Below are 24,898 nucleotides of genomic sequence, written 5' to 3'. Positions count from 1 at the left end.
AGTTTCACATAAAGCTACAATAGTTTTAGGCGCAATGAAATACCGCAAAAGGGGTATTTTTTAACATAATTTTATTAATTTTATGAAAACATTAACCATGGACAAGAAATTTATAACCCAGGCCAAAAAGCCGCATCCCCTCATCAAAGTCTGGAATAATTATCCGGAACTTCTTCAGAATGAGAAAACAATGCTATCCGTTCCCTCCGTTGAGCGCATTATTGGGGAAGTTTTTGCTCCTGGAAAGTTTTATCATTATGTGATCAACTTTGCAGACAGCACCATTTACAACCATCATGAAGATATCCTGAAAATACATGGATTAAGCAAATATCCTGTACACCTCAAGGAAATTATAGACCTCATCCATCCCGATGACCTCGAGTTTGTGATGGAGGCTGAAAGAATGTGTATGGATAAAATGAAGGAAATAGGAGCTAATGACTATCTCCCAGAGCTGAAATTCAGCTATTGTTTTCGGATGAAGACCTCTAAAGGAAACTATGAGCTGTTTCATCATCAATCCTTACATACATTTAGAGATGAGTATGGAAAAGTTTTGCAGGCTATTAACCTCCATACCAATATTGAGCATATTACGCATCAAAACTCCTACACCGTTTTGATTTCCGGAATCAACGGGCGAGAAGACTTTCACCAGATGCAATGGTTAAAACACAATAAGGTTTCCGAGCCCATGACTGTTACCTTTACCAAAAGAGAAGTTGAAATTATCACTTACATTGCAAAAGGATATTCAGCCGGAAAAGCTTCCGAACTTTTGAACATTTCAGAAGAGACCGTACGTACACACAGAAAAAATATTTTAAGAAAATCGGGTTGCAAAAACTGTTCAGAACTTATAAAAATGGCTTTTGAATGGGGATATTTATAATATTCCTTTTAAAACTGATAAATCTCACCAGAGAATTTCGGTGTAAAACTTGTATTTTTATCTGTAAAGGAATGAACAATGATACAACCTCGGTTTAAGGATTCTCCCCATTTTAGAAATTTTTGGGAAAAAGGGAACGGGAAACAACTGATTGAATTTTCCGGTGCTCAGGTGAGCTTTCAGGATTTTGAAAAATTTGCTCCTTTCTTTTATCATGTGGATGAAACCGGTGATGAAGTTGTAAAAGATGTTTATTTTACGAAAAAATTCCATGAAGCTTCAAGGGAAATCGAACATTATATCCGAAACGGCGTTTCTGAAAATGATTCCGTTCCTGAAAGTGTAAAGAAACTTTTTGCTCAAACACAAGAAGTTCCAAACTGGCTTGATTATAATCTATTAAAAAGCGGCGCAGAACTCTGTATGAGAAGTAATCTGGACTCCTTAATTTCCCTGAGGGATTATTGTCTGATAGGAGGTTATGACTACGCGTATCTCAACAAACCCCTTATTGTTACAGAAGCTTTGAAAAAGGGAGCTGTAAAACGGCTTTCCGAAACATTGGATTTTTGGGTAAATGCCACTCGCTACGATGCATTGGAAATTCATGCAAAGGGATATGAATTTGCCATAAAAACCCGATTGATCCATTCCTACGCAAGACTTTCCATTAAAAAACATTATAAAGATTGGGATACGGAAAACTGGGGCGAGCCTATCAATTCCTGGGATATGATGGCAACCTACATTGGTTTTAGTCTTGTTTTTCTTCATAGTCTTCAGAAACTAGGAAACACATTCTCTGTTGAAGAAGAACAGGGAATTTTCCATCTATGGAAATATGTTGGATACTTACTTGGGATTCCGGAACAACTGCTACCCGATGATAAAAAACAGGCTACAGAATATTTTTATTTATGGACCTCTCTTCAACCGCCGTCTGATAAAGACTCCGTTCTTTTGGCTCACTCTTTACTGAATGAGTCTTTGGAAAACCCCATTTTAAAATTTGAATTTCAAAGGAAAAATCTGAGATATCTTCATATTTGCTGTACCTGGTTTTTATTGGATGATGAAGTTTGTAAAAGATTACAAATTCCGGAGGCTTCCTACAAAAAGTTGTTTCCGAAATCTAAAATACTTTTCAATAAAATCTATGACAGCCTTGTAAGCCGGGACTCAAGAATTAAAAGAGGAAATAAAGACCAAATGAAAGTGTTGAAAGATTATCTGAACATTACGCAGAATTCAAATTTTCATTAAAACACCCTCTTTATTTCAGAAAAATAACGTTTTCAAAAAGAATACCGCATCTACTTCGTTATGAATAACATCAGCTATTAAAAATTATCATTTTTTAACTTTAAAAAGCAATTTCAGGGATAAATAATATTAGTTTTTGATATTTAAATTATGTATTTTTGAGAAATTATTTTAATAGAGATGAGTAACATTGATGATAAGAAAAAAGCACTCGCATTAGTGCTTGACAAGTTAGATAAAACATACGGAAAGGGAACGGTAATGACTTTGGGTGATGATTCTGTAGACACTACAATAGAAGTAATCCCATCCGGATCTTTAGGACTAGACATTGCATTAGGTATAGGTGGATATCCAAAAGGTAGAATCATTGAAATATATGGTCCTGAATCTTCAGGTAAAACAACATTAACTCTTCACGCTATTGCTGAAGCTCAAAAAGCTGGTGGTATTGCTGCTTTCATTGATGCTGAGCATGCTTTTGACAGAACATACGCTTCAAAACTGGGAATTGATTTAGAAAACCTTATTATTTCTCAACCGGACAACGGTGAGCAGGCTTTAGAAATTGCTGATAACCTTATCCGTTCCGGAGCTATTGACATTGTAGTCATTGACTCTGTAGCGGCTCTTACTCCAAAAGCAGAGATTGAAGGGGAAATGGGAGATTCAAAAATGGGTCTTCACGCAAGATTGATGTCTCAGGCATTAAGAAAACTAACTGCTACGATTTCAAGAACGAAGTGTACAGTAATTTTCATTAACCAGCTAAGAGAAAAAATCGGTGTAATGTTCGGGAACCCTGAAACGACTACCGGTGGTAATGCTCTTAAATTCTATGCGTCTGTAAGAATTGATATCAGAAAAGCAAGTGCACCTATCAAACAAGGTGACGAAGCTGTAGGAAGCCGTGTGAAAGTGAAGATTGTGAAGAACAAAGTAGCTCCTCCTTTCAAGCAGGCAGAATTTGACATCATGTATGGAGAAGGAGTTTCCAAAGTTGGAGAAATCCTTGACGCTGCTGTAGATATGGGAATTGTGAAGAAAAGCGGATCTTGGTTCAGTTATGAAGAAAGCAAACTAGGACAAGGACGTGATGCAGTAAAAGATGTTTTAAAAGACAACCCTGAACTTTCCGAGGAATTGGAAAACAAAATCAAGGAAGAATTGAAAAACAAATAATTTATAAAAAAACGGTCTGAATATTCAGACCGTTTTTATTTTATATACTTTGCCCTATTCTGCAATTTTACCCTGCAGCTGTAAAAGTCCAGCGACTTTCATTCCTCTTGTTAAGGTTTCAAATCTCATATTATCTTTATGGACAAAAACATCAATCGTGAAGAAATCATCCATTTCTTCATGGGTAATTAACTTTAGCTTTACAATATAACCCTGTACACTTCCATCCTCAAACAATACTGTTTCCTTGAAATCAATCACCTTACCGATAAAATCAAAGCATGCATAATTAGGAAGATCTTTACTTGGCATATAGGTAGTAAATTCTTCGCTCATCTTGGTTCCGTCCGGTAAATCAAAATCTTCATGAACATCCAATACAAAGGCAATCCCACTAAGATTAATTTGTAAATGAGGCTGTACCAAATACTGCTCTCTTTTCTCAGCGTAATCTGTAGCAAAGAACCAAACACCAAAGGTATCTCTTGCAGGCCCCGCTACAATAGCTTCTTCATTGGATGCATTTTCTAGTTCGCTGATAACTTTAGTTTCAAAATCCAAAGAAAAATCAGTCTTAATTTCCGGATATATTGTTCCAAATTCTTCATTGAAAAGAGTTTTGAATTTTACATCTGCAAATTCCATTTTGCTTGCTTTATTCTTTTCAAAATCAGGTTCGTTAGCCTTACATTCTTTCAAAAGAGTAATCAGATGATCAGCATAAGACGGATTATTCTGAAAGTTATCATGTCCAAAAATACCACTCCAGGTATTGATAAGACTAGGTACGTTGGATTTTCTTACTTTAATACCGGCTTCGTTAGTAACTTCAGGGGCCTTAATGGGCTCCATATTCGTAAAATAGTTTTTCCCCTCAACCAACTGAGTGTTCATGATATCATTATTTTCTTCATGAGAAAGTTCTACAATTCCTTTATAGGTAATGTTATCATTTTCAAAAACATAAGGTAATGCAATCTTATCCTGAGTTTCACCCTCAAAGTGATAAACCATTGTGATAGCTTTAAATTCATTCTCTCTTGTGGCCAGACTGTGATTACCATCATTGTCAAACTGTGAATGATACAAAATCATGTAAGACTTAATTTTACCCTCCTCAAGTTCACTTTCAAACTTCGTTGTCATTCTTTCTATCACCTCTTCAGCTGAAAGAGTGTACCCCTCCTCTGTCACCATGTAGGCAAACCCTTCTACTTCTCCATTTTCTTTTTCAAATGCAGAAATAGGGGCAAGATCACCTCTTAGCTGAAGAGCGATGCAATACATGATATAGTCGTTATAAATCCTGATTTTTTCGTACTGCTCACTTATTATCACCTCCTCTATTGGTTGTACTGGAACTTCCGGTAGGGTTTCTACCACTTCCTCTACTACACTTTCAATCACTTTTTCCTCTGGTATTTCATTATGCTGAACCGGAGTACTTACATTTTCCTGTCTGTTATTCTTTTTCTTAAAAAAATCAAAGATTCCCATATTGTTATTATAATTGGCGGTAAATATAATAAAAGCGATGAATTTGCCCATCATAAAAAAATGCCATTCTGTCAGTTTCTTCGATGTGGTATTTTTTTTGAGAAATATTTGAAAATTAAAAAATCTAAAATATTATGACTAAAGGAAATATTAATGTATCTGTGGAAAATATTTTCCCACTTATTAAAAAATTTCTTTACAGTGACCACGAAATATTCTTAAGAGAATTAATCTCCAATGCAACAGATGCTACCTTAAAATTAAAGCATCTGACAAGCATCGGAGAGGCAAAGGTTGAATACGGAAACCCAAAGCTTGAGGTTAAAATTGATAAAGAGCAAAAAACATTACGCATCATAGACCAAGGGATCGGGATGACCGGTGAAGAGGTTGAAAAATACATCAATCAGGTTGCTTTTTCTGGTGCTGAAGAGTTCCTGGAAAAATATAAGGATACAGCCAAGGACTCCGGAATTATCGGACACTTCGGGCTTGGATTCTACTCTGCATTTATGGTAGCTGAGAAAGTGGAAATCATTACAAAATCCTATAAAGATGAGCCTGCTGTAAGATGGATTTGTGATGGAAGTCCTGAATTTACTCTTGAAGAAACTACTGAAAAAACAGATAGAGGAACAGAAATCATTCTTCATATTGCAGAAGATTCTGTAGAGTTTTTAGAAGAAAGTAAAATTCGTGAATTACTTTTAAAGTATAATAAATTCATGCCTGTTCCTATTAAATTCGGAACCAAAACACATACTCTTCCATTACCGGAAGACGCTCCTGAAGATGCCGTTGCTGAAACTGAAGAAGTGGATAACATCATCAACAATCCGGTACCGACATGGACAATTTCCCCAAGCGAGCTGACCAATGAGGATTATATGAAGTTCTACCACGAGCTTTATCCCATGCAGTTTGAAGAGCCTTTATTCAACATTCACCTGAATGTAGATTATCCATTCAATCTTACTGGAGTTTTATTCTTTCCTAAACTAAGCAACAACTTAAATATTGATAAGGATAAGATCCAGTTATACCAAAACCAAGTATTTGTAACGGATGAAGTAAAAGGCATTGTTCCTGATTTCTTAATGCTTCTAAGGGGTGTAATAGACTCTCCGGATATTCCATTGAATGTATCCCGTTCTTATCTTCAGGCAGATGGTGCAGTAAAGAAAATTTCTTCTTACATCACTAAAAAAGTTGCCGATAAAATGGCTTCCCTAATCAATGAAAACCGTGAAGACTATGAAAAAAAATGGAACGACATTAAGATAGTTATTGAGTACGGAATCATCACGGAAGAAAAATTTGCTGAAAAAGCAGATAAATTCACCCTATATCCTACAACTGACGGAAAATATTTCCTTTGGAATGAATTGGTAGAAAAAATTACCCCATCACAAACGGACAAGGATAACAAACTAGTCATTCTATATACTACTAATGCAGACGAGCAACACAGTTACATTCAATCTGCACAAGATAAAGGATATGAGGTTCTTCTATTAGACTCTCCTATCATTCCACACGTGATCCAAAAACTGGAAACTTCAAAAGAAAATATTTCATTTGCAAGAGTAGATGCAGATCACATCAATAACCTGATTAAAAAAGATGAACCTGCCATTTCAAAATTAAATGAAACAGAAAAAGAATCTTTAAAGAAAAATGTAGAAGAAGCCATTCAGGATACTAAATTTACAGTACAACTTGAAGATCTGGATAGTAATGATGCCCCGTTTACCATTACCCAGCCTGAATTCATGAGAAGGATGAAAGAAATGCAGGCAACAGGTGGTGGTGGTATGTTCGGAATGGGAGGTTTCCCGGAAATGTACAACCTTGTGGTGAATTCCAACAGTGATCTTTCTAATCAGATCTTAAAAACAGAGAATACTGAGGAAAAGGAAAACCTGATTAAATATGCACTGGATCTGGCCAAGTTGTCTCAGAACTTATTGAAAGGAAAAGATCTGACAGATTTTATACAGAGAAGCTACAAGCAACTTGAAAAATAATACAAAAAGGCTGTTTCACATGAGACAGCCTTTTTTTTACCACACTAAGAGAATAATATTTTTTAACCACAAAAGATTTAGTAGGTAGGCTATTTAAATAGGCAAGATTTATGCATATGAAGTATACTTAAGGTTTGAAAATTCAAGATTATCTTCTGAGATGAACTTTTATATCATCTTTTTGGACTTTCTTACGTGAACTAAAGTATTTAAACAAAAGCTTTTGTGAATTTTGTAGTTGTTAATTCAAGAGTTTTACTGGCTAAGAAATAATACATCCATCTTGGTAATATAGAAATATCAATAGAAAATCATCAACTATTCACCTGGATAATACTCATATTATAAACCTCATCTTCATTTTCACTTAGCTCTCATTATTTTAAATCATCTTTTTTCTATTTTTTATTGTATACATTCTACTTTTTCTCCATTTTTGTATAAAATGTCGGTCATGCAAAAAGAAAAATTACGCATCATTAGAAAGGAAAAAGGCTATACGCAGAAGCAAGTAGCTGATTATATATCAACTGATGTATCCAACTACAGCAGAAAAGAAAGCGGTGATGTAAGGATTATACCTGATGAATGGGAAAGAATTGCCCATTTTTTAGAAGTTCCATTGGACGAGATTTACGAAGACGAGGACGCTAAAGTAATTGTCAATAATGACCATCCAGTATTTAATGATACTTCTACCTCTGCAGGATTAATTAATAATCAGAGTAATTACAGCAGTATACCAGGAACTATTGTTGAGAATCTACAGGAATATATTAATTTACTAAAAGAAGAAAACGAAAGACTAAGGGAAGAATTAAAGAATCCAAAGGTTAAAAAATAATACGGTTGACAAAACCGTCATCTTAGAAAGCCGTTCATATTGCTTATCGATATGTAATGGCTTTTTTTATCTAAAATCTCATATCCGAAGTTCATTATAACTCTTCCATGGGATCCCAAAACAACTTCTTAAAGTTTTTTATCCTCAGATTTTCCACCGTAATCCCCTCTCTTTCTAATTTCTCTTGAAACGGTGGCACAGATAATACTCCTGAACTGGAAATTACACGATGTGCAGGAACATCTTCCGGACAGCCTCCCATTGCCTTTCCTACATGACGTGAATGATTGGGGTAACCAACTGCTTTTGCAATAGCGCCATACGTAGAAACTCGTCCTTTGGGAATAAGTTTTGCCACCTCATATACCTGTTGTTTGAAAATCTCATCCATAATTTATTGATAATAGGAAACCATGTTCCGTTTTTGCATCATTTTTGAAGTCTTATAAACCCAATGATGTTTCATTAAAAGATAAAGATATGAAAAAATCATTTTTCAGATTGCTGAATGCTATCAATAAAAAGGTTCTTCCAAAGTTGAGTAACAAAGACCCTAATCGATTGACAAAAATTGAAAAGGGAATTTTGGCGTACCGCTATTTTGTGTTGGTCAATTCGTTGGATTAATTTTTTGTACATATTGCAGTTTATTGGAAATCGCAAAGACGAAAGTTGACTTGAAGTGTGGCTGCTGTAAGGCGCAAAGATTTTATATATGATAAAATTGAATACTGCATTGTTTATTTCGCTACAGAAATTAATGAAAAATCCTCTTAATCTGTCTGATCTGCGAGAAAGTTCAATTTAATATTATGTCTTGTCCTTGCTGAAAATATTTGATTTTCTTGCGCCTTAAAAAAGAATGTCATCTATCTTTCTTTGTGCCTTTGTGTTTATTCTAACCAACATATTCTAACTACAAATCTAATAGTGGCAAATAAAAAAGCGCTTCAAAATAAATTGAAGCGCTGTTATTTTAGTCTCGTTTGAGATATCTTTATTTCTTAAGAATTTTCAAGAATGTAAGAGAACATCAATGGCGCACAGATAGTTGCATCACTTTCAACGATAAATTTCGGTGTAGTGATATCAAGTTTACCCCAAGTAATTTTCTCATTTGGAACTGCTCCTGAATAAGAACCATAAGATGTGGTAGAGTCCGAAATCTGACAGAAGTAAGACCAGAAAGGAATGTCATGCATTTCCATATCCTGATATAACATTGGTACTACACAAATTGGGAAATCTCCAGCGATACCTCCACCAATTTGGAAGAACCCAACTCCTTTTCCAGCTGAATTTTTAGTATACCAATCCGCAAGATAAGTCATATATTCAATACCGGATTTCATTGTAGTAGCGGTAAGCTCTCCTTTGATACAGTAAGATGCAAAGATGTTACCCATTGTAGAGTCTTCCCATCCCGGAACTACGATTGGCAAGTTTGCTTCTGCAGCAGCAATCATCCAAGAGTTTTCTCTAGGGATCTCATAATACTGCTCCAATACTCCAGAAAGAATCATTTTGTACATAAATTCATGTGGGAAATATCTTTCTCCTTTAGCTTCTGCGTCTTTCCAGATTTCAACGATATGCTTCTGTAATCTTCTGAATGCTTCTTCTTCAGGGATACAAGTATCAGTAACTCTGTTTAATCCTCTCTCTAATAGATCCCATTCCTGCTGAGGAGTAAGATCTCTATAATCCGGAACTCTTTCATAATGAGAGTGAGCCACAAGATTCATTAAATCTTCCTCAAGGTTAGCTCCTGTACAAGAGATGAAGTCCACTTTTCCCTGACGGATCATTTCTGCAAGAATTTTCCCCAATTCAGCAGTAGACATTGCTCCTGCCAAAGTGATCATCATTTTCCCACCATCTTTAAGATGTGCAACATACCCTTTAGACGCATCTACCAAAGCAGCTGCATTGAAATGCAGAAAATATTTTTCTATAAATTCAGAAATTGGTTTGTTCATTTTTATAATTTTTGCAAAGATAAAACTTAAAAATGGAATGCAGCCAAAGCACTCGAAGAAAGTATCATAGAGGCTTCTTTTTTTATCATTTGTTAAATAAAAAGCGTGACCCCAAAATGAGCCACGCTTCTTTTATCATAATATTCAACAAAAGTTTATCCCTCCCAGGCTTCCACCTTTAAGATTTCAATCTTCCGTTCACCATCCCTGAAAGGCCAGTCTATAATATCTCCTACTTTATATCCAACTACAGCCAACGCTATATCAGAAAGAATGGAATGTTTATTTTTTTTCACTTTTTCCTGAACTGAAGGAACAAAAATATATTCATGTTCGAAATCCAGCGTATGATCTTTTAAGGTCACTTTTCTCTCCACTGTTACTACATCTGCCGGTAGGTCTCTTCTCAAAACCTGCTTGGCTTTTCTAAGTTCCTCAGTTAATTTCTTTTCTTCGGGAATGCTTACTTTTTTTCTTCTAAGAGTATCTTTTATGGCATCATAAATCCCGGTAGTTACAATAATTTGATTGGACATTTTTTCAATTTTTAAGATTAAAATGCAGGTATTCCCCGATGATCCAATGTAGAAATCAAGCATATATCAGCTCATTTCCATGGAAAACCGCAAAAACAATAAATAAAAATCTGGAATAATCCCCTGTCTTGGATCCTGACAGGGCTTAATTGATAAAGTCCTTAGAACTTTTAAGAAAAGAATCTGTGTGTAGATAAAGTAATGACAGCAACAATCCTGCTCTTCGGCGCTCCGTTGATAAAAAGATTGTTGCTGTCATTATAATTATTATTTCTATTCTTACAAATATATAACTTAAAAACGGAATGTTGCGGCTGCACTTAAGGAAACTCTTGTAAGACCTTCTTTTTGATTGTCTCCAAAATCAACCGTCGTTCCATTAAATTTCATTTTTCCTAATGTTCCCGCTGTAATTCCAAGCTTAGGTCCTATTAAAAAATTCTTAGAAAGTGCATATTGATACCCTACACCTGCATCTAATCCAAGATTAGAGCCAGTTCCTTTTACATTGGCTGTTTTTGTAGTATAAGAAATCACTCCAAGTGACACATCAAAAAATAGTTTATGTTTTGTAGCCTCATTATAATTGGAATACATTAGGGACGGACCAAAAAATGTAATATTATCTTTAGTTGTTACAGGAACGGAAATAGGAGTTCCATTTCCAGAATATCCCAATATATAGCCATTGCTTGATGCATTGAAGTTGGAAAATTTAACCCCAAGTCCAATATTTTTCAAATTATAATATGCAGAAATATCAAAATGAACACCATTTTTTAATCCTTTTACATAATCTTTCTCTGCTTTGGAAAGTCCAGACGGTGTTTCAGCAATTCTCCATGCATATCCTACAGATGGAATAATTGAAATCTTTTGTTGAGCAAACGAAACTAATGAGCTTGAAAAAGCCCCTAACAGAAATAGTTTTTTAATCATTTGTGAAAAATTTTGGCAAAGGTAATATTTTCCAGGAAAAACATCTAAAATTTAAAACGTCTGTTTTCTTTTTTATCCGAAAGTTTCTTTTTGGTATCCAAGCGCTTCTGTTTCTGTCTTTTTGATGGTTTTGTAGCCGTTCTCTTTTTAGGAATAAACAAGGATTTATCTACTATTTCAATGATTTTTTCAATAGCCTTATTTTTATTCATTAACTGGGTTCTGCTTTCAGAAACGGTCAAAAACAGCCATCCATCTGCATTAATCCTGTTTTTCAGTTTATCCTTAATTAATATTTTTTCATCATTATTAAAAAATTCAGAAGCATCTACTTTCCAAAGCACAGTAACAGCAGTTTCCACTTTATTCACATTCTGTCCTCCTGCTCCGCTGCTGCGAGTAGTTTTGAAACTGAGTTCTTTTGAAAAGTCTTTCATTGTTTTAAATTTTGATGTTCAGGATACGAGAGCCAAGATATAACTAAATATTTTCATTAATCATTTTGTATAATTCTATCCTATTGATCTTTCCGTTAGGTGTTCTTGGAATAGTATTGATAAAAATAATCTCTTTGGGTTTATGGAATTTTTTCTCAAATGTTATCTGAGAAATGGCGTTAATTACATCGTCCGACTCTTTTCCCTCAACAATCAGTACTAGCTTTTGCCCTAAAATTTCATCTGGTAGACCTATAAAAATGGCTTCATTGGAAATTTCTTTTTTAACCAAAATTTCAAGCGCTTCCGGAAAAATTTTCGCTCCACCGGAATTAATTACGTTGTCTATTCTTCCCAGGAATTTAAATTGTTTATCATTTTTAATTTCAACTAAATCATTAGTTTTCAAAACCTCATTATTTACATTAGGTGCAAATAAGGTCAGACATGCTCTTTCATCCAAGAAAATAGAAACATTTTCAAAAACAGTAAAATAATCCTCGGATTCCGGCATTAACTGTTTCAGACCAATATGGGAAAGTGTTTCTGACATTCCATAGGTTTCAAAAATACGGTTAGAACTCTTTAGATTTATCTGACGAATTTTATTTTTGAGACTTTCAGAAACTGCAGCCCCACCAATGATCAAGTTTTTAATCAAATGTAATTGATCCAATGAATTTTCCACCTGAAGCGGAGTCATCGCACAAAAATCTATTTCTTCTGCAAGATGCATCACAGGATTTAAAGAGGGTTCTGCAACAATCAACTTTAGTTTTCTTTCCATGGAGCGAACTATCATCATTTTTCCGGAAATATATTCTACAGGCAGGCACAATAGAGCCTTATCTCCCTCTTTTAATCCCAGAAAGTTACAGGTCATTACTGCAGAATTGATCATTTTCTTTTTCTCGATGTCGAAAATTTTTGGTATTCCTGTTGACCCTGAGGTCTGAACTTTTACCATTTCACCATCAGAAACCCATTCTTCTAAAAAGTTTTCTACTTTTTTTTCAAATTCTGTATGGAATGATAATTTATTAATATTGAGATTATTGAAGTCTATAAGCATGATTGTGGTACATAAAAAGTGATGTAAATTTAAAAAAAACTTTAAAAAATTCTTGTATCTAAACAAAAAAGCTGTAAATTTGCATCACCAAAATAAAACAGACCTATAGTGTAACGGTAGCACTCCGGTTTTTGGTACCGTCAGTCGGGGTTCGAATCCCTGTGGGTCTACAAACCATCCTTTTTAAGGATGGTTTTTGTTTTTATAATATCAGGGTTTACTATTTAAATTCAACTTAAAAACCATAGCCCGAAATAAAGGTATTTGATCAAATAAAAACTTCATTCATAAATTTTCAAAAACAGTTTTTGCATATAAAGAAAAAAGTTGTAGATTTGCACCACCAAAAATAAAACAGACCTATAGTGTAACGGTAGCACTCCGGTTTTTGGTACCGTCAGTCGGGGTTCGAATCCCTGTGGGTCTACAACCAAACAAAAGCAACTCGCTAATTTACAGCAAGTTGCTTTTTTATTTTGGTCACTTTTGGTCACTTGGTCACGATTTTGGTCACTGTTTTTGTAAAAAACACTTGGAGTAAACCTAATTGAACCTTTTTGAATCTAATTGTATTTTAACTACGGAAATAATGTCCGCCAGATTCAAAATAGTCAAACATTATACTCCTTGCAGTAGCTTCCCAATCAATAACAACCCAGTTTGGAATATTAAACGTATCATCTTCATATAAGTACTGTACAAAATCTTCATCACTTGAATACTCTCCCGTGTAATAATCTACTACACCTTTATAAATACTTTGAAAATCCATTTTTCCAATACAATCAAGATAAGCTTCGAAAATTTCAAGATCATAGCCAGAATCGTTTATTTGCTCTGCTATTTCAAATATCTCATTAGACAAATAACTTTCTTCGATTAATCCTAACTTTTCAAAGAAAGAACAGTTTTCATAATCCTGAAGCATAAATTCAAAATCATGTTCGTCTTCGTGAAGCTCTTTCATTGCTCCTATTAGTTCGTCATAATCTGAATAATCAGCTAAATTAAACCATTTGCCGTAAAGGCTTCCATTGTTGTACTTTGCATAAGTGCCACAGTAGATAGCACAGTTTTGCAGACAATTTTGTAAATTTGTCATGTTGATAAGTTTTAGATGTGTTAAAATTTATTGACTTGCCTATCGTGTTCGTAGCACTTTAGGCATTTTTATATATTATTGTGAGAATCTATGTAGAAAAAAGAACTTGAAATAGTTCTTTGATATATTAATAAAGTCAATATTCATGCCAATTGACAGAGGTTTTAACTTTAAAATTAAAGTTTTTAAATATTTTAAACACAAACCGCAACAAACAAAAACTGTCAAAAAAATATCAATAAAATATATAGCCTGAAGAGTATAACCAACAGAATGTAAGTGGAAAATAAAAACCACATCCACAAAAAACAAATAAAACAAAACTTACTTTTGAGAAAAGGTTTGACAGTTGGTGGGGGGAGATAAAATTTCTTTGACTTGATGGTGGGGGCAAATATATGGTAGGGTGAATCCTTACACTCAATATATTTTTTTGGTATTAAATTGTTACAAATTTTATTATAAGGAGTATTTGATTTTGAGAGAGAGATTAGGGGGCTAGTTTTGTGAATGAGGATTTACCGTTGTATTTTTACGTTTCTAATATATTTTATTTCGAAAATCTTGGCTTCGAGTAATAATTAGAACTCAAAGCCAAACAGTGCACCTGATTCACCTTTGTCATTTAACTCTAAGACGATATCACTACTATTAAAGTAAATAGGATTATCGTGCTGGCCCATACGGGGAAAAGCTTATGGTAGGGAGAGTCGCAACATCTATATAAAATTGGGGGGATTTGGTATAGGGGTGCTTTTTACAGTAAAAATTTGACAGGTGGTGTAAATAGAAGACCAAGTATTATACAACCTCTCCCAGAAGCCCACAATCAAAACCATACACACACCCAAAATACCACAAACAGTTTACCACAGTTACCCGAAATAGTGGGTTGGAAATGTGTTAGAGAGTGATAAAGTAGTAGTAGTAGTAGTAGTAGTAGTAGTAGTAGTAGTACAATTAATATTATATATAGGTACTACTTATAAATTCATATCACATACTTACTTTTATCACTCTCAAACCCACTTAACCATTCTAATCAAGAAAATATGGGGAAAATACCTACGCCGTGAATTAATGATTTTTTATAAATTGTCATCCAAATAAAATTTAATGATAAAGAGTAACAATGATTAATCATTACACATCACTAATTTTAGAATTAAGGTTATATTTTTAAAATTTATAATATATTTACAACCTAAAAACAAACACTTATGAAGAAAAATTTAGTCTATGGACTTTTATTGCTATCTACATTATCCGTCTCTCTCAATTCTTGTAGGACAGATGAGATGATGACAGGTACAGAACAAGCACAAAAGGAAAAAATTGCCTTTTTTGAACGCTTTGAAATGGAAAGAAGCCTTTCCAAAAATACAGAATCCAACAACTATGCACTACCCTTTGGAAGCTCCATGTTAGCCTACTTTGAGAAGTATCCCGAAAAGAAAACAGAACTGGAAAGCAAGTATGGAACTGTAGATTTAAAGGTTTCATCTCAGGATATGGATCTTGAGAATGGCAGAAAACTTTTAATGTTTCCCATGCTTACAGATGGAAAGGTGACTGCTATAATAGGTGGTGTGATTAATGCAGAAAGAGATTTTCTTTACTTTGACGTTTATAAGGAGGGGCATCCTGATCGTAATTACCTTATCCAGACCTTTCAGCAACATTATAATTCCCTTTCAATGGGTAGGACCATTGACGTGGGCGAAGTTGTTATTATTGTAAAAAAACCACAACTTTCCAAGCCTGATCCATGGGATGATATGGGTGGTGATGGAGGCCATGACATGAATGGTGGTCCTGGTGATTATGGAGGTGGAGGAGGTGGAGGAGCTAGCACCCCTAATCAACCTACTAATACGAACCCTTGTGAGCAAACTAAAAAAATGATACAGGATTCTAAAATAGAAAATATTGTCAAAGATCTGAAAGATCATTTGAATAGTGGAACAGGAGGAGAGAAAGGATGGCGAGATAATAAAACAGGGCCTCCTACACCAACACCTCCGAATGGTCAACATAGTGTAGTTTTTGGAGACCCGTCCACAATGAACGGGGGCTATCATAATCATACGGGAACAACTGTAGATATATTTTCTGCTACTGACATTGATACTTTTTTAGATATTGTAAGATATCAAAATATAGGAAATACTGGAAATGCTTATTTTGGGATAGTCGCTCCAAATGATGTACATTATATCATGCATTTCAATGGAAATCATGCTGATATACCACCAGCAGGAGGCTATAGTGAGGTGGATATTACTGTTTGGAATATAGCTATGTTAAAAAGTACTTGGAATATCTTAAATAAAGATACTTCAGGAGTTTATTGTAATAAATCAACAAATCGTTTAAATAGTAAAGGCTTAGAAAAAGTTTTCTTTGATACTCTAAAAAAAATGGGTTTAGAAAATAAAGTAACTTTACAAAAGGTTGACTCCAATAATAAAATAGCAACAGTAATTAAAAAAAATGATGGAACTACAACTGATATTCCATGTCCACAATAACAAAGAATTAAATTCAAATATTATGAAATATATATTATTAATTGGCCTTTTCATAAATCTTTCTTTTTATAAAGCCCAACAAACCTATCCACTCAATACATTCCCCGATGATGTTCCCTCTGGTTCATATATGAAAGATCTAGCTAACGAACTAGCTTTCTTTACAGGAACCTGGGTAACAAGTTTTAATGGGAAAAACATTACTTTAATTATTACAAAGCAAGAGCATAAAATATTCAAGACACCTAAATCAACAGATTACCATTATCAGGATGTATTGAATGTACGTTATATAGTAAAGAATTCTAATGGAGAATTATTACAAGATAACAATAATGTTCAAAATGAATATGATAAAAATGCAATAATTAGTATGTATGTTAATAATAACATTGTTAATTTTTATTATACAGGAACTAATTGTGGTATTGGCTGGGGAACCATAAATCTACAGAAAACTAATAATACGCAGATTTCGTGGTCTTACGAACCTAATGTTACCGTCTTAACAACAAAGAATTGTCCTGGAAATCCTGATTTAACGATTTATCTGCCTGAAACAAAAGATTTGATTTTCACTAAACAGTAAATTTTATTACTTTAATATTTAGCCTTGACCAAAAATGTCAAGGTTATTTTTTTATCTTGCTCTCTCCAAACTTTCAATCTAAATAGCCAGAATTTGAGATAAAAGAAACTCAAATTATTTTCATTTAGTTGATAACAAATTTAATGTTTAATAGCATCCAGTATTTTTATATCAGATACCATGAAATAAAAAAGCTTGAACGCATGAACAGTATGATTGACAAGAAAACGGTTTTAGCTATTTTCAAACAGCATTCGATTCAAGTCGATGAAGATTCTTTAAAAATGATTGAGTTATCCACTATTCAAAAGGAAAAAACAGATCAGTCACTTACGACAAGAATACTAAATGCTTTAAAATTCCCTTAAACTTAACAATACCTGGCTTTAAGTTATTAGAAGAACACAGGATCAATGGTGACTTATTTTTTGGTAAAAATAACCTAGAATAGTATAGAAAGACAAACCTTAATACCTTTTTTTTAAATTCTAGATAAGGACTATTGAAAACTCATACAATAAATTTTAAATCCCACAACAAAAACGCAAAAAAGCTAGCATTAATAGGTAATTACTAACATATTGTTGTTTACTACATTTTTTTTACTCTATCTTTGTGTAAGAACGTTACGGTAACATTGTTCATACCTGTTACACGGATGGATTTACACTATACATGTAAACAAAACAACTCAGGCTGCAACCTGAGCTGTTTGGTCATTCTGTTTAACTTCAAAAATCCTAACTAATGGAAATTTTTGAAAAAGACGGTAAAACTTATAAAAAAGTATTCACCAGATCTATCAGAAAGAATGGTAAAGTTATCTACCATCCAAAAGGAGGTGTATTTGTTTTCATTATTGAAATAAAATAACCAACTTTTCATCTATGCTCCTTGTTTGTACAGTGAGTATTTTTTGCTATATGTATATTTGTACGAACATTTGTTCAAATCTGTACATATTTTATGCGTAAAAAGTTTTCTATGCGTAAACATTCTTTTATATATTATGTATTCAAAATATTGTCAATCAGTAGTTTGATATCTAATTGAAGATATGTATGGATAAAGATATTTATATTTTAAGATATTTGTTTGCGAAAAATCATAATACAGTCATTTAATTTAAAATATAGAATTGATTATTTGAATATATAAACGCTCTAAAACTTATTTAACACGAAACTTATATATGAAGATAGAGCTCCAATTTTAGTACTCGATCAATACATAATAGAGGGAGAAGATTCTATAACTGAAAATTACCCTAATCAAAATTGGATGAGTGTAATAGAAATTAAATTAAAAAAATCCTGATTAAAAGTCTTATTCCAATTTCTTTATCAGTTGGAAACTGGTTATCGTTTTGCTTTAAATGGATTTTGTGATTTTTCATATTATATTCTAATTCTTTTTAGTGTTTAAATTTTCCATTTTTAATAGAAGACTTTGTAAATCCAAATTACTTGAATTTCCCTCCTTAGTATAAGTTTCATTAAGTAGATAAAAAACATTGTGAATAACCTTTTCTGTAAGGTTTTCTTCAATCATATAGCTCTTAGCCAGTTTTCCTTTCATATTCAAGGTTTTTATAAAATAATGGTTAATCATATTTTCATAAATAAACTTCAAATCATCAGAGTTCTTATATTTTATTGTTTCTGTATCTTCTTTTAAATAATCAGAAACTGTATGATAGAGATCTGAGCTTAATTTATTCACATATTTGTCTCTAATATGGCTTAAATCACTATATACAGGTTGTTGTGGGTAAGTTTTTCTAATAGCTTGAAATGTTTCACTGATAATAGCCTGTATTCTGATTTTAGAAATTTTGGCAGTCATTGAAATTTCATTAACCGAGGTATTCCAATACTTCTCATAATCTAAAATGAGTTCAAGGATAGATTTATAATTTTTCTTACCCATAAAAATTTCCTTTAGATCCACTACAAGACACTTCTCAACCATTTGGCTGATTGTCTCTTTTAACTGTAATTCCGCATTATGTTCCATTACTTTGTCACATCAAAAGGATTTTCTCCTGCACCCATAAAAACTGTCCCCATTCGTTTGTATTTCATGGGTTTTCCTGCAACACAAACAGAATACATTCCGTTTCCTTTCTGTTCCGAAATTCTCAAAAAGACTACATCTTTCTCACTACAATCATTTTCAACCGCTATATGTTTTCTCAGGTCTTCAATTGTAGCATCTCCACGTTTTAACCAAGATTGGATTTTTTTGTCTGGTTTTGGTTCCTGATAATCTTTAGGCAAATCGCATTTACTGTCTTTTTCTGTTTGTTGTGCAAAAGTCATTGTCGAAACAACTATCACTACTGCTGTTAAAAACTTTTTCATGATAGTATTATTGTTTAGTTAAATAAAATGCACCAACTGTCGAAGCATAAGGATAATTTACCCACTCAATCTTTGTAGAACTTATCTTTTTGAATTTATATTCTGTATTCGTAGAGCCTGACTTTATAGTAAATTCATAGACAGTCTCAGAAATATTTTCTGGAACACTTGAAGAAACACCTAAACTTGCGCCTTGCTGTAATATTGATTTGTAGCTTGTTTCTATACTTCCCGCAATAGTATAAAAATCATCATTCGTGAATTTATACAGTGCTGTTCCGTCTTTCTGCCATTTCCCCTGAATCCATGTTGGAGGATGAAAATACTGGGTTGCTACTGGATTGTTTGTTGTTTGTGTGCTGTCATCATCGTGATTTGAACAACCAATGAATGATAATGCTGTAAAAACTGTGAATAATAGTTTTTTCATAAGATGAATTTTTAAATTCACCCAAACTCAAAGTGATGGTTACATATAAAAAGGCGTGAGTTTGTAGATTATCAATTCAGTTCCGAGGTTCTGACAAAACCCACACCAATGAAAGACAACAACAAAATACTCACGCCAGAGGCATGAGCATTAGAGTTATTAATCTTTTTGGTGTTTGATAGAAACTGTCAGATTTCGGATACCAAGATTAAATAAGCTAACGCTTTATATTTTTTTCGATAAAATTTGAATTGCAAAGATATAAATTTTTGCAATCCGTTTTTTACTATCAAAAATTGTTCCTTTCAATATCAAAGTTATTATATTTGAAAAATTATTAAAACACCATGTTCAAAAAAATATTATTGACATTATTTCTAATTCTATTTGTTTTTTCTTTTTCACAAACGGATACCTCCAATAATCAGCAAAACAAGAAAATTGAATTATTGAATAAAAAAGTTGATTCTTTAATTTCTGAACAAAATAGTGTTAAAACTAAAATCTTAGAAGAGCGAATTAATCAAGCTACAGAAACAATCACAAATAAGTTTTATAAATTTAAGGCAGATTATTTTATACTATTATTAACTGGTGTATTTTTTATCTTGCAATTATGAAAACATAATCAAATGGAATCCTATAAGATAAAATAAAACTCGAAAAAACCAATCCTTAAAATGTATATTTTACAATCTTTTGACGAAGGTAAAGAACTAATGAGCCGATGGGATTATGTCATATCAAATCAAGCCAAAATAGATACACTAATGTGTGTACAAAAATCCAAATTTGGAATTTTAATTTTATAATTCACAAGATTCCAACCAAAAAAATTTATATATTTATTTTTACAATACACTAAAAACATGATAACCGAAATTAAATTAAATAATGTTGCAACTTATAAAAAGCAAACAATTATTCCTGATTTAAATAAAGTTAATTTTTTCTTTGGAAATAATGGCACAGGAAAATCGAGTATAGGAAAATACTTATATGAACTTAGTCTTAATGAAAAAGATATAAATTCTAGTTTCAACTTATGTAGTCAAACTGGATATGATCTAAATATTCACGAAATATTAGTTTTTAATAATCAATTTGTAGAAAAAAATTTTATACAAAAAAATGTTCAAAAAGGAATATTTTCTTTAAATGAAACCAATCAAAAAATTGATAATCTGATTAGTGAAGAGCAAAGGAAAGTAAATCTAAACGAGGAATACATTACATCGAAAATTATTTTTGAAAAAAATAGGATAATAAAAAATAGAGAGAGTGACTATAACTCCTTGAAAGATTATTGCTTTAATGAGAGAAAGTCAACGATTAGCTCATTTTTTAAGATAAAAGAAAATTTCCCGAACAAACAGACTCAAAATAATTTCAATAAGATTAAATCTACGCTAATTACTTTAGAAAATACTGAGGAAATCACATTAGAAGATCTTTCTACTAATTACAAAAAACTATATGATTCTAATTTACAAAATATACCAGTAAATATTTCTTCCAAAACATATAAGAAAATCAGAGTTTTAGAAAATGAATTATACAATTTATTGAACGAAGTAATTGTAGGAAATAAAGATGTAGATATTGCTAAACTGATTGATGACCTAGAAATTAGTAGTTGGGTTGAAGAAGGAATCACATTTTTGAAAAAAAATGAGGATTTGCAAGTTTGCCCTTTCTGCCAAAAACAAACTGTAGATAAAAATCTGATTTTAAAATTTGAAAACTATTTTGATGAAACTTATAAAACAAAATTAGAAAAAATAGAATATTTAAAAAATACTTATAAAAGTAAAACAAATGATATCCTCGTAGAAATTAAAAATATCTCACAGTATTTGAATCCAAGTAATACTGTCAGCACTTTATATGAGAATTTAAAGAGTCTCTTTGACGATAATATAAATATTATTGAAAGTAAAATCAAAGCTTCAAATGAGAGAAAAGAATTAAAATCTCTACTTAGTTTTAAAAGTAGTATCACAGCTATCAATAAGATAATATATACTAATAATCAAGAGTTTAAAGATATTGATGCTAATAGAAATGACTTTCAAGAAAATATATGGAAGTATTTAGCTCAAAAATGTGGTAACAAAATAAATCATTATTTTGAGCAAGAAAAAAAGTATATTGAAGATTTCTTTTTTAATATAGATATTGAAAACTATATCAAAGATCTTATTAAGCAATCAAATTTGCAAATAGCAGAATGGAAGGGAAAAACAGTAACTACAACAGATGCTATAAATAATATTAATAAAATATTGAATTATAGTGGATTTGATAGTTTTTTTTTGAAAGAAATACAGAAAGAAAATGATATATCACAGTATATTTTACAAAGAACTGATAATGATTCAGGAAACATTTTCTTAACATTAAGCGAAGGAGAAAAAAATTTCATAGCCTTTCTTTACTTTTATCAGTTATGCTTAGGGACAGATAATCAAAACAATTCTTCAAAAAAGAAAATAATTGTAATTGATGATCCTGTTTCAAGTTTAGATAATCAGGTGCTATTTATAATCACAACTCTTGTAAGAAAACTAATCGAAAAGAAAGGAAAATCTCCCGATCACAAAGATTTAAAAAATACAAATATATCTCAGGTGTTTATATTAACTCACAATATCTATTTTCATAAAGAAGTTTCATTTGATAATGGTCGAATATGCTATGATAAATCTTATTATTATATTTTTAAAGAAAACTCTGTAAGTATTGTAGAATATCAAGGTAATAAAAATAAAATCCTAAATGATTATTCTCTTTTATGGAGTACATTGAATAAACTAAAAAACAGTAATGATGCTACTTTAAACATAGCAACAAGCAATATTATGAGAAGAATTTTGGAAAGCTATGTCAACTTCATAAGATTAGGCACAGATAGCTGGGGAGCCTTAACTAATATTCCTGTTGAAGATCCTAAATATATAATATGTAGTGCGTTAGTTTCTGAGATTAATGATGCAAGTCATAAAATTTCCCCTTTAGATGAAATGTACTTTCAAAGAATAATTAACACCACGCCTCAAAACCTATTTGAATCATTTGAACTTATTTTTAAAGAATTATCACAATCTCATTATGATGCAATGATAAATATTGGATAAACAAGTATTAAACCTTGACCAAATTCAGTCAAGGCTAAATTATTCATTTTAAGCTACTTTCAGGCACTCATCACTATTACACCATAATTCTGCCTTAAAATTCGGCAAAACACCAGCAGAATAGCTTAAAAACAGATCCTGCACCATACATTCCAGAACAGGAAACCAACTCTGTGTAGTACAGAAAGAATCATGTATCGTCCAAAGTGGCATATCAGGATTTGTTTCTGCAATCTGTTTTGTAATAGTATCAATCACATAATCAGATTCAACTTGTTGCAGAAGTCTAGGAAATAGTTTAAATGAATCTTTATTATTAGAAGTCGTTTTAAAAACTTCGATACATTCACATAACATAGGGAAATGCTGTTTAAATATCAGATATTCTTTTGACGGTCTTTTAAGCGGAGTGTAAAGAATCTGCAAGGTGAGTTTTTTTATTAAATCTCGTTTATTAGGAAATTCAAATATTTCTGCAACACCTGTATTTGAATCATAAAATTTCTTTCTAAACATACCATCATAATAAGGTTTAATATCTGTAAAAAGTGGTATTAAAAATTCATAAAATTTACCCCCTAAAACAGCTTTTTTTAATGATTTAAATTCCTCTTGAAAAGCCTTACTGGAGGTAGTTTCTTGTAATTTCTGCAACATAGTACCTATATTACTATTTATATACACTCTATTTATAATTTCTAAAATCTTACTATTATTCAAACTTTCCAATACTAAAACCATAAAATAGGGTTGTGAGTTCTTAATATCGAGACTTTGTATGTTTTCTCCATAATACGTTAGGTAGGGGCGGAATTTAGACGGCATATTCGTTAGGTTCGTATGCAGTCGATTATCTGACTCAGGTTTACGAGAAATACGGAAACATTGCTCTTTCAGCATTAATGCAGAGTGCCAGTATTTGTATGCTTTAGCAATTACTGGATTTAGTCTAGTGTAACTCAAGCTGTACTTATTATAACAAAATTCTGATTGCAAATCATAATTCAGACGGTCAAAATCAAGGAACAAACCATCATCAAACCATTTAGAAAGATGCGGACAGTTATCATTACTGACACTTTCTTTCAATAGATTTTTAACCAGAAACTTATCCGTCATTTCAAATATTGAAAAATCCAGACATTCTACACCCTCAAGATCGATACTTTCCCAATTGTATCGGTAGCCTGTACAGAAACGACCTTTTGAATGATTTTTAGATTCCAGAATTTCGATTTGTTCAAAATAATCAAAGTACTTACTGTAATTAGAATCTTTCTTTTTTAAACGTCTGGAATACATAGGGATAAATCCATTTTGATAAACTTTATCTTTTTTGTAGGCAGGAATACTGATAACTAAACTCAGAAAATACAGGGCATTATCCATTTTGAACTCTTTAAATGGTGGCTGTTCTTCGATTTTTTCCATCAGATAATTATAAATGATTGTTGGAACTACAACTTTCCAATTAAAACCTTCATGATAAAATGATGTGACATTGGTTTTATACTTTGTATTTTTGCTTTGGTTATATTTCATAATGATTGATTTAAAATAAGGGCATAGCGATAGTTCATACGGCTTGTTTGCTATACTTTTTGAGGGTTGTATTGCTTTAAAATTTTAGTTGGTTTTTGGGCTATTATTTGAGCTTTAAGCCTAATCGTAGATGGGTTTACTTTTTAATAGATGGATGTATCGGTAAAGAATCATTTTTCAGACTTTTGCACCCACCTATTAAAAATAAACTGTCAAGAGAGAATTTTAGGAATTTAAACGATTTAAGACATCGTTTTTGGAATAATATACACGTTTTCCGATTTTTTTAGCTTTCAGAATACTTTGATTATTCCAATGGAATAATGTGGTAAAGCTCACATTTAATAGTTTTGATACTTCATCTCTTGTATAAAGAGTTTTTTCATCATTACTCATTTTTGTAAAAGCAATTCTTTCAACTGCTTTTGTAACTTTTTCTTCGATAAATTTCCCTAAATCTTCTAATGTAATTTGGAAAAATTGAACTGGTTTGTTTTGCATAATTTTAAATTTATTTAAATTAATAATGCAAA

25 protein-coding genes and 2 tRNA genes are annotated in these 24,898 nt (G+C 32.1%); 14 read left to right on the top strand and 13 right to left on the bottom strand.

Annotated elements, in window-relative coordinates; all coding sequences use genetic code 11:
- The first annotated feature begins 97 nt into the window (after window positions 1-97).
- The 3 genes from SCA31_RS09685 (at window position 98) to recA (ending at window position 3,340) form a co-directional block, all read left to right on the top strand.
- Window positions 98-895 carry a response regulator transcription factor gene (locus tag SCA31_RS09685; RefSeq protein ID WP_410696767.1) on the top strand — a complete coding sequence of 266 codons (798 nt, stop codon included), beginning with the start codon at window positions 98-100 and terminating at the stop codon, window positions 893-895.
- A gap of 78 nt (window positions 896-973) precedes the next feature.
- Window positions 974-2,158 (top strand): oxygenase MpaB family protein, encoded by a 1,185-nt coding sequence (locus tag SCA31_RS09680; protein ID WP_410696766.1) that lies wholly within the window; start codon window positions 974-976, stop codon window positions 2,156-2,158.
- 180 nt (window positions 2,159-2,338) lie between these two features.
- Window positions 2,339-3,340, top strand: coding sequence for a recombinase RecA (gene recA / locus SCA31_RS09675; protein ID WP_410696765.1), 1,002 nt, complete (start codon window positions 2,339-2,341; stop codon window positions 3,338-3,340).
- A 54-nt stretch (window positions 3,341-3,394) separates the two neighbouring features.
- On the opposite strand, the gene SCA31_RS09670 is transcribed toward recA, so the two are convergent.
- A complete protein-coding gene (locus SCA31_RS09670; RefSeq protein WP_410696764.1) occupies window positions 3,395-4,891 on the bottom strand; it encodes a hypothetical protein in 1,497 nt (498 codons plus the stop codon).
- An 80-nt stretch (window positions 4,892-4,971) separates the two neighbouring features.
- Between SCA31_RS09670 and htpG the strand changes: the two genes are divergently transcribed.
- Window positions 4,972-6,864: a molecular chaperone HtpG gene (htpG, locus tag SCA31_RS09665; RefSeq protein ID WP_410696762.1), complete on the top strand. Its 1,893-nt coding sequence runs from the start codon at window positions 4,972-4,974 to the stop codon at window positions 6,862-6,864.
- A 445-nt stretch (window positions 6,865-7,309) separates the two neighbouring features.
- On the top strand, window positions 7,310-7,708 hold the full coding sequence (locus SCA31_RS09660) for a helix-turn-helix transcriptional regulator (RefSeq protein ID WP_410696761.1): 399 nt from the start codon (window positions 7,310-7,312) through the stop codon (window positions 7,706-7,708).
- A gap of 94 nt (window positions 7,709-7,802) precedes the next feature.
- Here SCA31_RS09660 and SCA31_RS09655 read toward each other — a convergent pair whose 3' ends face one another.
- The gene (locus tag SCA31_RS09655) at window positions 7,803-8,099 is read right to left on the bottom strand and encodes an MGMT family protein (protein WP_410696759.1); all 297 of its coding nucleotides are present in this window, start codon (window positions 8,097-8,099) and stop codon (window positions 7,803-7,805) included.
- A gap of 89 nt (window positions 8,100-8,188) precedes the next feature.
- On the opposite strand from SCA31_RS09655, the gene SCA31_RS09650 reads away from it, so the two are divergent.
- On the top strand, window positions 8,189-8,335 hold the full coding sequence (locus SCA31_RS09650) for a hypothetical protein (protein ID WP_410696757.1): 147 nt from the start codon (window positions 8,189-8,191) through the stop codon (window positions 8,333-8,335).
- Between the two features lie 377 nt (window positions 8,336-8,712).
- Here the strand turns inward: SCA31_RS09650 and SCA31_RS09645 are convergent, their stop codons facing one another.
- From SCA31_RS09645 to SCA31_RS09625, 5 genes are all read right to left on the bottom strand, one after another.
- Complete coding sequence (locus tag SCA31_RS09645; protein ID WP_076354641.1) at window positions 8,713-9,687, bottom strand: deoxyhypusine synthase family protein; 975 nt, start codon at window positions 9,685-9,687, stop codon at window positions 8,713-8,715.
- Window positions 9,688-9,842: 155 nt separating this feature from the next.
- On the bottom strand, window positions 9,843-10,223 hold the full coding sequence (locus SCA31_RS09640; RefSeq protein WP_410696755.1) for a GreA/GreB family elongation factor: 381 nt from the start codon (window positions 10,221-10,223) through the stop codon (window positions 9,843-9,845).
- Window positions 10,224-10,517: 294 nt separating this feature from the next.
- Window positions 10,518-11,162 carry a hypothetical protein gene (locus SCA31_RS09635; RefSeq protein WP_410696753.1) on the bottom strand — a complete coding sequence of 215 codons (645 nt, stop codon included), beginning with the start codon at window positions 11,160-11,162 and terminating at the stop codon, window positions 10,518-10,520.
- Window positions 11,163-11,206: 44 nt separating this feature from the next.
- Window positions 11,207-11,599 carry an alternative ribosome rescue aminoacyl-tRNA hydrolase ArfB gene (gene arfB, locus SCA31_RS09630; RefSeq protein ID WP_410696751.1) on the bottom strand — a complete coding sequence of 131 codons (393 nt, stop codon included), beginning with the start codon at window positions 11,597-11,599 and terminating at the stop codon, window positions 11,207-11,209.
- Between the two features lie 43 nt (window positions 11,600-11,642).
- Entirely contained in the window at window positions 11,643-12,671 is a 1,029-nt protein-coding gene (locus tag SCA31_RS09625; RefSeq protein WP_410696749.1) for an AMP-binding protein, read from the bottom strand.
- Window positions 12,672-12,770: 99 nt separating this feature from the next.
- Between SCA31_RS09625 and SCA31_RS09620 the strand changes: the two genes are divergently transcribed.
- Both SCA31_RS09620 and SCA31_RS09615 read left to right on the top strand, forming a co-directional pair.
- Window positions 12,771-12,841: transfer RNA gene (locus tag SCA31_RS09620), tRNA-Gln, on the top strand.
- 186 nt (window positions 12,842-13,027) lie between these two features.
- Window positions 13,028-13,098: transfer RNA gene (locus tag SCA31_RS09615), tRNA-Gln, on the top strand.
- 147 nt (window positions 13,099-13,245) lie between these two features.
- Here the strand turns inward: SCA31_RS09615 and SCA31_RS09610 are convergent.
- A complete protein-coding gene (locus tag SCA31_RS09610) occupies window positions 13,246-13,773 on the bottom strand; it encodes an antirestriction protein ArdA (RefSeq protein WP_410696748.1) in 528 nt (175 codons plus the stop codon).
- Window positions 13,774-14,993: 1,220 nt separating this feature from the next.
- On the opposite strand from SCA31_RS09610, the gene SCA31_RS09605 reads away from it, so the two are divergent.
- The 4 genes from SCA31_RS09605 to SCA31_RS09590 all read left to right on the top strand — a co-directional run bounded on the left by SCA31_RS09605 (window position 14,994) and on the right by SCA31_RS09590 (window position 17,766).
- Window positions 14,994-16,304, top strand: a complete 1,311-nt coding sequence (locus tag SCA31_RS09605) for a hypothetical protein (RefSeq protein ID WP_410696747.1) — start codon at window positions 14,994-14,996, stop codon at window positions 16,302-16,304.
- 22 nt (window positions 16,305-16,326) lie between these two features.
- Window positions 16,327-16,893 carry a hypothetical protein gene (locus tag SCA31_RS09600; RefSeq protein ID WP_410696746.1) on the top strand — a complete coding sequence of 189 codons (567 nt, stop codon included), beginning with the start codon at window positions 16,327-16,329 and terminating at the stop codon, window positions 16,891-16,893.
- Between the two features lie 203 nt (window positions 16,894-17,096).
- Complete coding sequence (locus tag SCA31_RS09595; RefSeq protein WP_410696744.1) at window positions 17,097-17,261, top strand: hypothetical protein; 165 nt, start codon at window positions 17,097-17,099, stop codon at window positions 17,259-17,261.
- 379 nt (window positions 17,262-17,640) lie between these two features.
- Window positions 17,641-17,766 carry a hypothetical protein gene (locus SCA31_RS09590; RefSeq protein WP_262690507.1) on the top strand — a complete coding sequence of 42 codons (126 nt, stop codon included), beginning with the start codon at window positions 17,641-17,643 and terminating at the stop codon, window positions 17,764-17,766.
- A gap of 531 nt (window positions 17,767-18,297) precedes the next feature.
- Here SCA31_RS09590 and SCA31_RS09585 read toward each other — a convergent pair.
- The 3 genes from SCA31_RS09585 to SCA31_RS09575 are packed head-to-tail and all read right to left on the bottom strand — an operon-like array spanning window position 18,298 to window position 19,686.
- On the bottom strand, window positions 18,298-18,909 hold the full coding sequence (locus SCA31_RS09585; protein ID WP_410696742.1) for a hypothetical protein: 612 nt from the start codon (window positions 18,907-18,909) through the stop codon (window positions 18,298-18,300).
- Window positions 18,909-19,256 carry a hypothetical protein gene (locus tag SCA31_RS09580; protein WP_410696741.1) on the bottom strand — a complete coding sequence of 116 codons (348 nt, stop codon included), beginning with the start codon at window positions 19,254-19,256 and terminating at the stop codon, window positions 18,909-18,911. The genes SCA31_RS09585 and SCA31_RS09580 overlap by 1 nt, the downstream gene beginning before the upstream one ends.
- A gap of 7 nt (window positions 19,257-19,263) precedes the next feature.
- Window positions 19,264-19,686, bottom strand: a complete 423-nt coding sequence (locus SCA31_RS09575; protein WP_410696739.1) for a hypothetical protein — start codon at window positions 19,684-19,686, stop codon at window positions 19,264-19,266.
- Between the two features lie 347 nt (window positions 19,687-20,033).
- Between SCA31_RS09575 and SCA31_RS09570 the strand changes: the two genes are divergently transcribed.
- Window positions 20,034-20,306, top strand: a complete 273-nt coding sequence (locus SCA31_RS09570) for a hypothetical protein (RefSeq protein ID WP_410696738.1) — start codon at window positions 20,034-20,036, stop codon at window positions 20,304-20,306.
- A gap of 249 nt (window positions 20,307-20,555) precedes the next feature.
- Window positions 20,556-22,823, top strand: coding sequence for an AAA family ATPase (locus SCA31_RS09565; RefSeq protein ID WP_410696737.1), 2,268 nt, complete (start codon window positions 20,556-20,558; stop codon window positions 22,821-22,823).
- A gap of 48 nt (window positions 22,824-22,871) precedes the next feature.
- On the opposite strand, the gene SCA31_RS09560 is transcribed toward SCA31_RS09565, so the two are convergent.
- Both SCA31_RS09560 and SCA31_RS09555 read right to left on the bottom strand, forming a co-directional pair.
- Window positions 22,872-24,365, bottom strand: coding sequence for a hypothetical protein (locus tag SCA31_RS09560; RefSeq protein WP_410696736.1), 1,494 nt, complete (start codon window positions 24,363-24,365; stop codon window positions 22,872-22,874).
- 225 nt (window positions 24,366-24,590) lie between these two features.
- Window positions 24,591-24,866 carry a helix-turn-helix domain-containing protein gene (locus tag SCA31_RS09555; protein ID WP_410696735.1) on the bottom strand — a complete coding sequence of 92 codons (276 nt, stop codon included), beginning with the start codon at window positions 24,864-24,866 and terminating at the stop codon, window positions 24,591-24,593.
- Window positions 24,867-24,898: the final 32 nt, after the last annotated feature.

The organism is Chryseobacterium sp. SIMBA_028, from assembly GCF_046535285.1.
Taxonomy (GTDB): Bacteria; Bacteroidota; Bacteroidia; order Flavobacteriales; family Weeksellaceae; genus Chryseobacterium.
This window is presented reverse-complemented; position numbering and strand designations above follow the sequence as displayed.

Bases quoted from the DNA above. Each gene is read 5' to 3' on its own strand.
- SCA31_RS09580 (WP_410696741.1), bottom strand. From the start codon at position 19,256: ATGAAAAAGTTTTTAACAGCAGTAGTGATAGTTGTTTCGACAATGACT.
- SCA31_RS09640 (WP_410696755.1), bottom strand. From the start codon at position 10,223: ATGTCCAATCAAATTATTGTAACTACCGGGATTTATGATGCCATAAAA.
- SCA31_RS09670 (WP_410696764.1), bottom strand. From the start codon at position 4,891: ATGATGGGCAAATTCATCGCTTTTATTATATTTACCGCCAATTATAAT.
- SCA31_RS09610 (WP_410696748.1), bottom strand. From the start codon at position 13,773: ATGACAAATTTACAAAATTGTCTGCAAAACTGTGCTATCTACTGTGGC.
- SCA31_RS09625 (WP_410696749.1), bottom strand. From the start codon at position 12,671: ATGCTTATAGACTTCAATAATCTCAATATTAATAAATTATCATTCCAT.
- SCA31_RS09560 (WP_410696736.1), bottom strand. From the start codon at position 24,365: ATGAAATATAACCAAAGCAAAAATACAAAGTATAAAACCAATGTCACA.
- SCA31_RS09650 (WP_410696757.1), top strand. From the start codon at position 8,189: ATGAAAAAATCATTTTTCAGATTGCTGAATGCTATCAATAAAAAGGTT.
- SCA31_RS09585 (WP_410696742.1), bottom strand. From the start codon at position 18,909: ATGGAACATAATGCGGAATTACAGTTAAAAGAGACAATCAGCCAAATG.
- SCA31_RS09645 (WP_076354641.1), bottom strand. From the start codon at position 9,687: ATGAACAAACCAATTTCTGAATTTATAGAAAAATATTTTCTGCATTTC.
- SCA31_RS09605 (WP_410696747.1), top strand. From the start codon at position 14,994: ATGAAGAAAAATTTAGTCTATGGACTTTTATTGCTATCTACATTATCC.
- SCA31_RS09590 (WP_262690507.1), top strand. From the start codon at position 17,641: ATGGAAATTTTTGAAAAAGACGGTAAAACTTATAAAAAAGTATTCACC.
- SCA31_RS09595 (WP_410696744.1), top strand. From the start codon at position 17,097: ATGAACAGTATGATTGACAAGAAAACGGTTTTAGCTATTTTCAAACAG.
- SCA31_RS09600 (WP_410696746.1), top strand. From the start codon at position 16,327: ATGAAATATATATTATTAATTGGCCTTTTCATAAATCTTTCTTTTTAT.
- SCA31_RS09655 (WP_410696759.1), bottom strand. From the start codon at position 8,099: ATGGATGAGATTTTCAAACAACAGGTATATGAGGTGGCAAAACTTATT.
- recA (WP_410696765.1), top strand. From the start codon at position 2,339: ATGAGTAACATTGATGATAAGAAAAAAGCACTCGCATTAGTGCTTGAC.
- SCA31_RS09685 (WP_410696767.1), top strand. From the start codon at position 98: ATGGACAAGAAATTTATAACCCAGGCCAAAAAGCCGCATCCCCTCATC.
- SCA31_RS09680 (WP_410696766.1), top strand. From the start codon at position 974: ATGATACAACCTCGGTTTAAGGATTCTCCCCATTTTAGAAATTTTTGG.
- SCA31_RS09660 (WP_410696761.1), top strand. From the start codon at position 7,310: ATGTCGGTCATGCAAAAAGAAAAATTACGCATCATTAGAAAGGAAAAA.
- SCA31_RS09565 (WP_410696737.1), top strand. From the start codon at position 20,556: ATGATAACCGAAATTAAATTAAATAATGTTGCAACTTATAAAAAGCAA.
- SCA31_RS09555 (WP_410696735.1), bottom strand. From the start codon at position 24,866: ATGCAAAACAAACCAGTTCAATTTTTCCAAATTACATTAGAAGATTTA.
- SCA31_RS09635 (WP_410696753.1), bottom strand. From the start codon at position 11,162: ATGATTAAAAAACTATTTCTGTTAGGGGCTTTTTCAAGCTCATTAGTT.
- SCA31_RS09570 (WP_410696738.1), top strand. From the start codon at position 20,034: ATGTTCAAAAAAATATTATTGACATTATTTCTAATTCTATTTGTTTTT.
- arfB (WP_410696751.1), bottom strand. From the start codon at position 11,599: ATGAAAGACTTTTCAAAAGAACTCAGTTTCAAAACTACTCGCAGCAGC.
- htpG (WP_410696762.1), top strand. From the start codon at position 4,972: ATGACTAAAGGAAATATTAATGTATCTGTGGAAAATATTTTCCCACTT.
- SCA31_RS09575 (WP_410696739.1), bottom strand. From the start codon at position 19,686: ATGAAAAAACTATTATTCACAGTTTTTACAGCATTATCATTCATTGGT.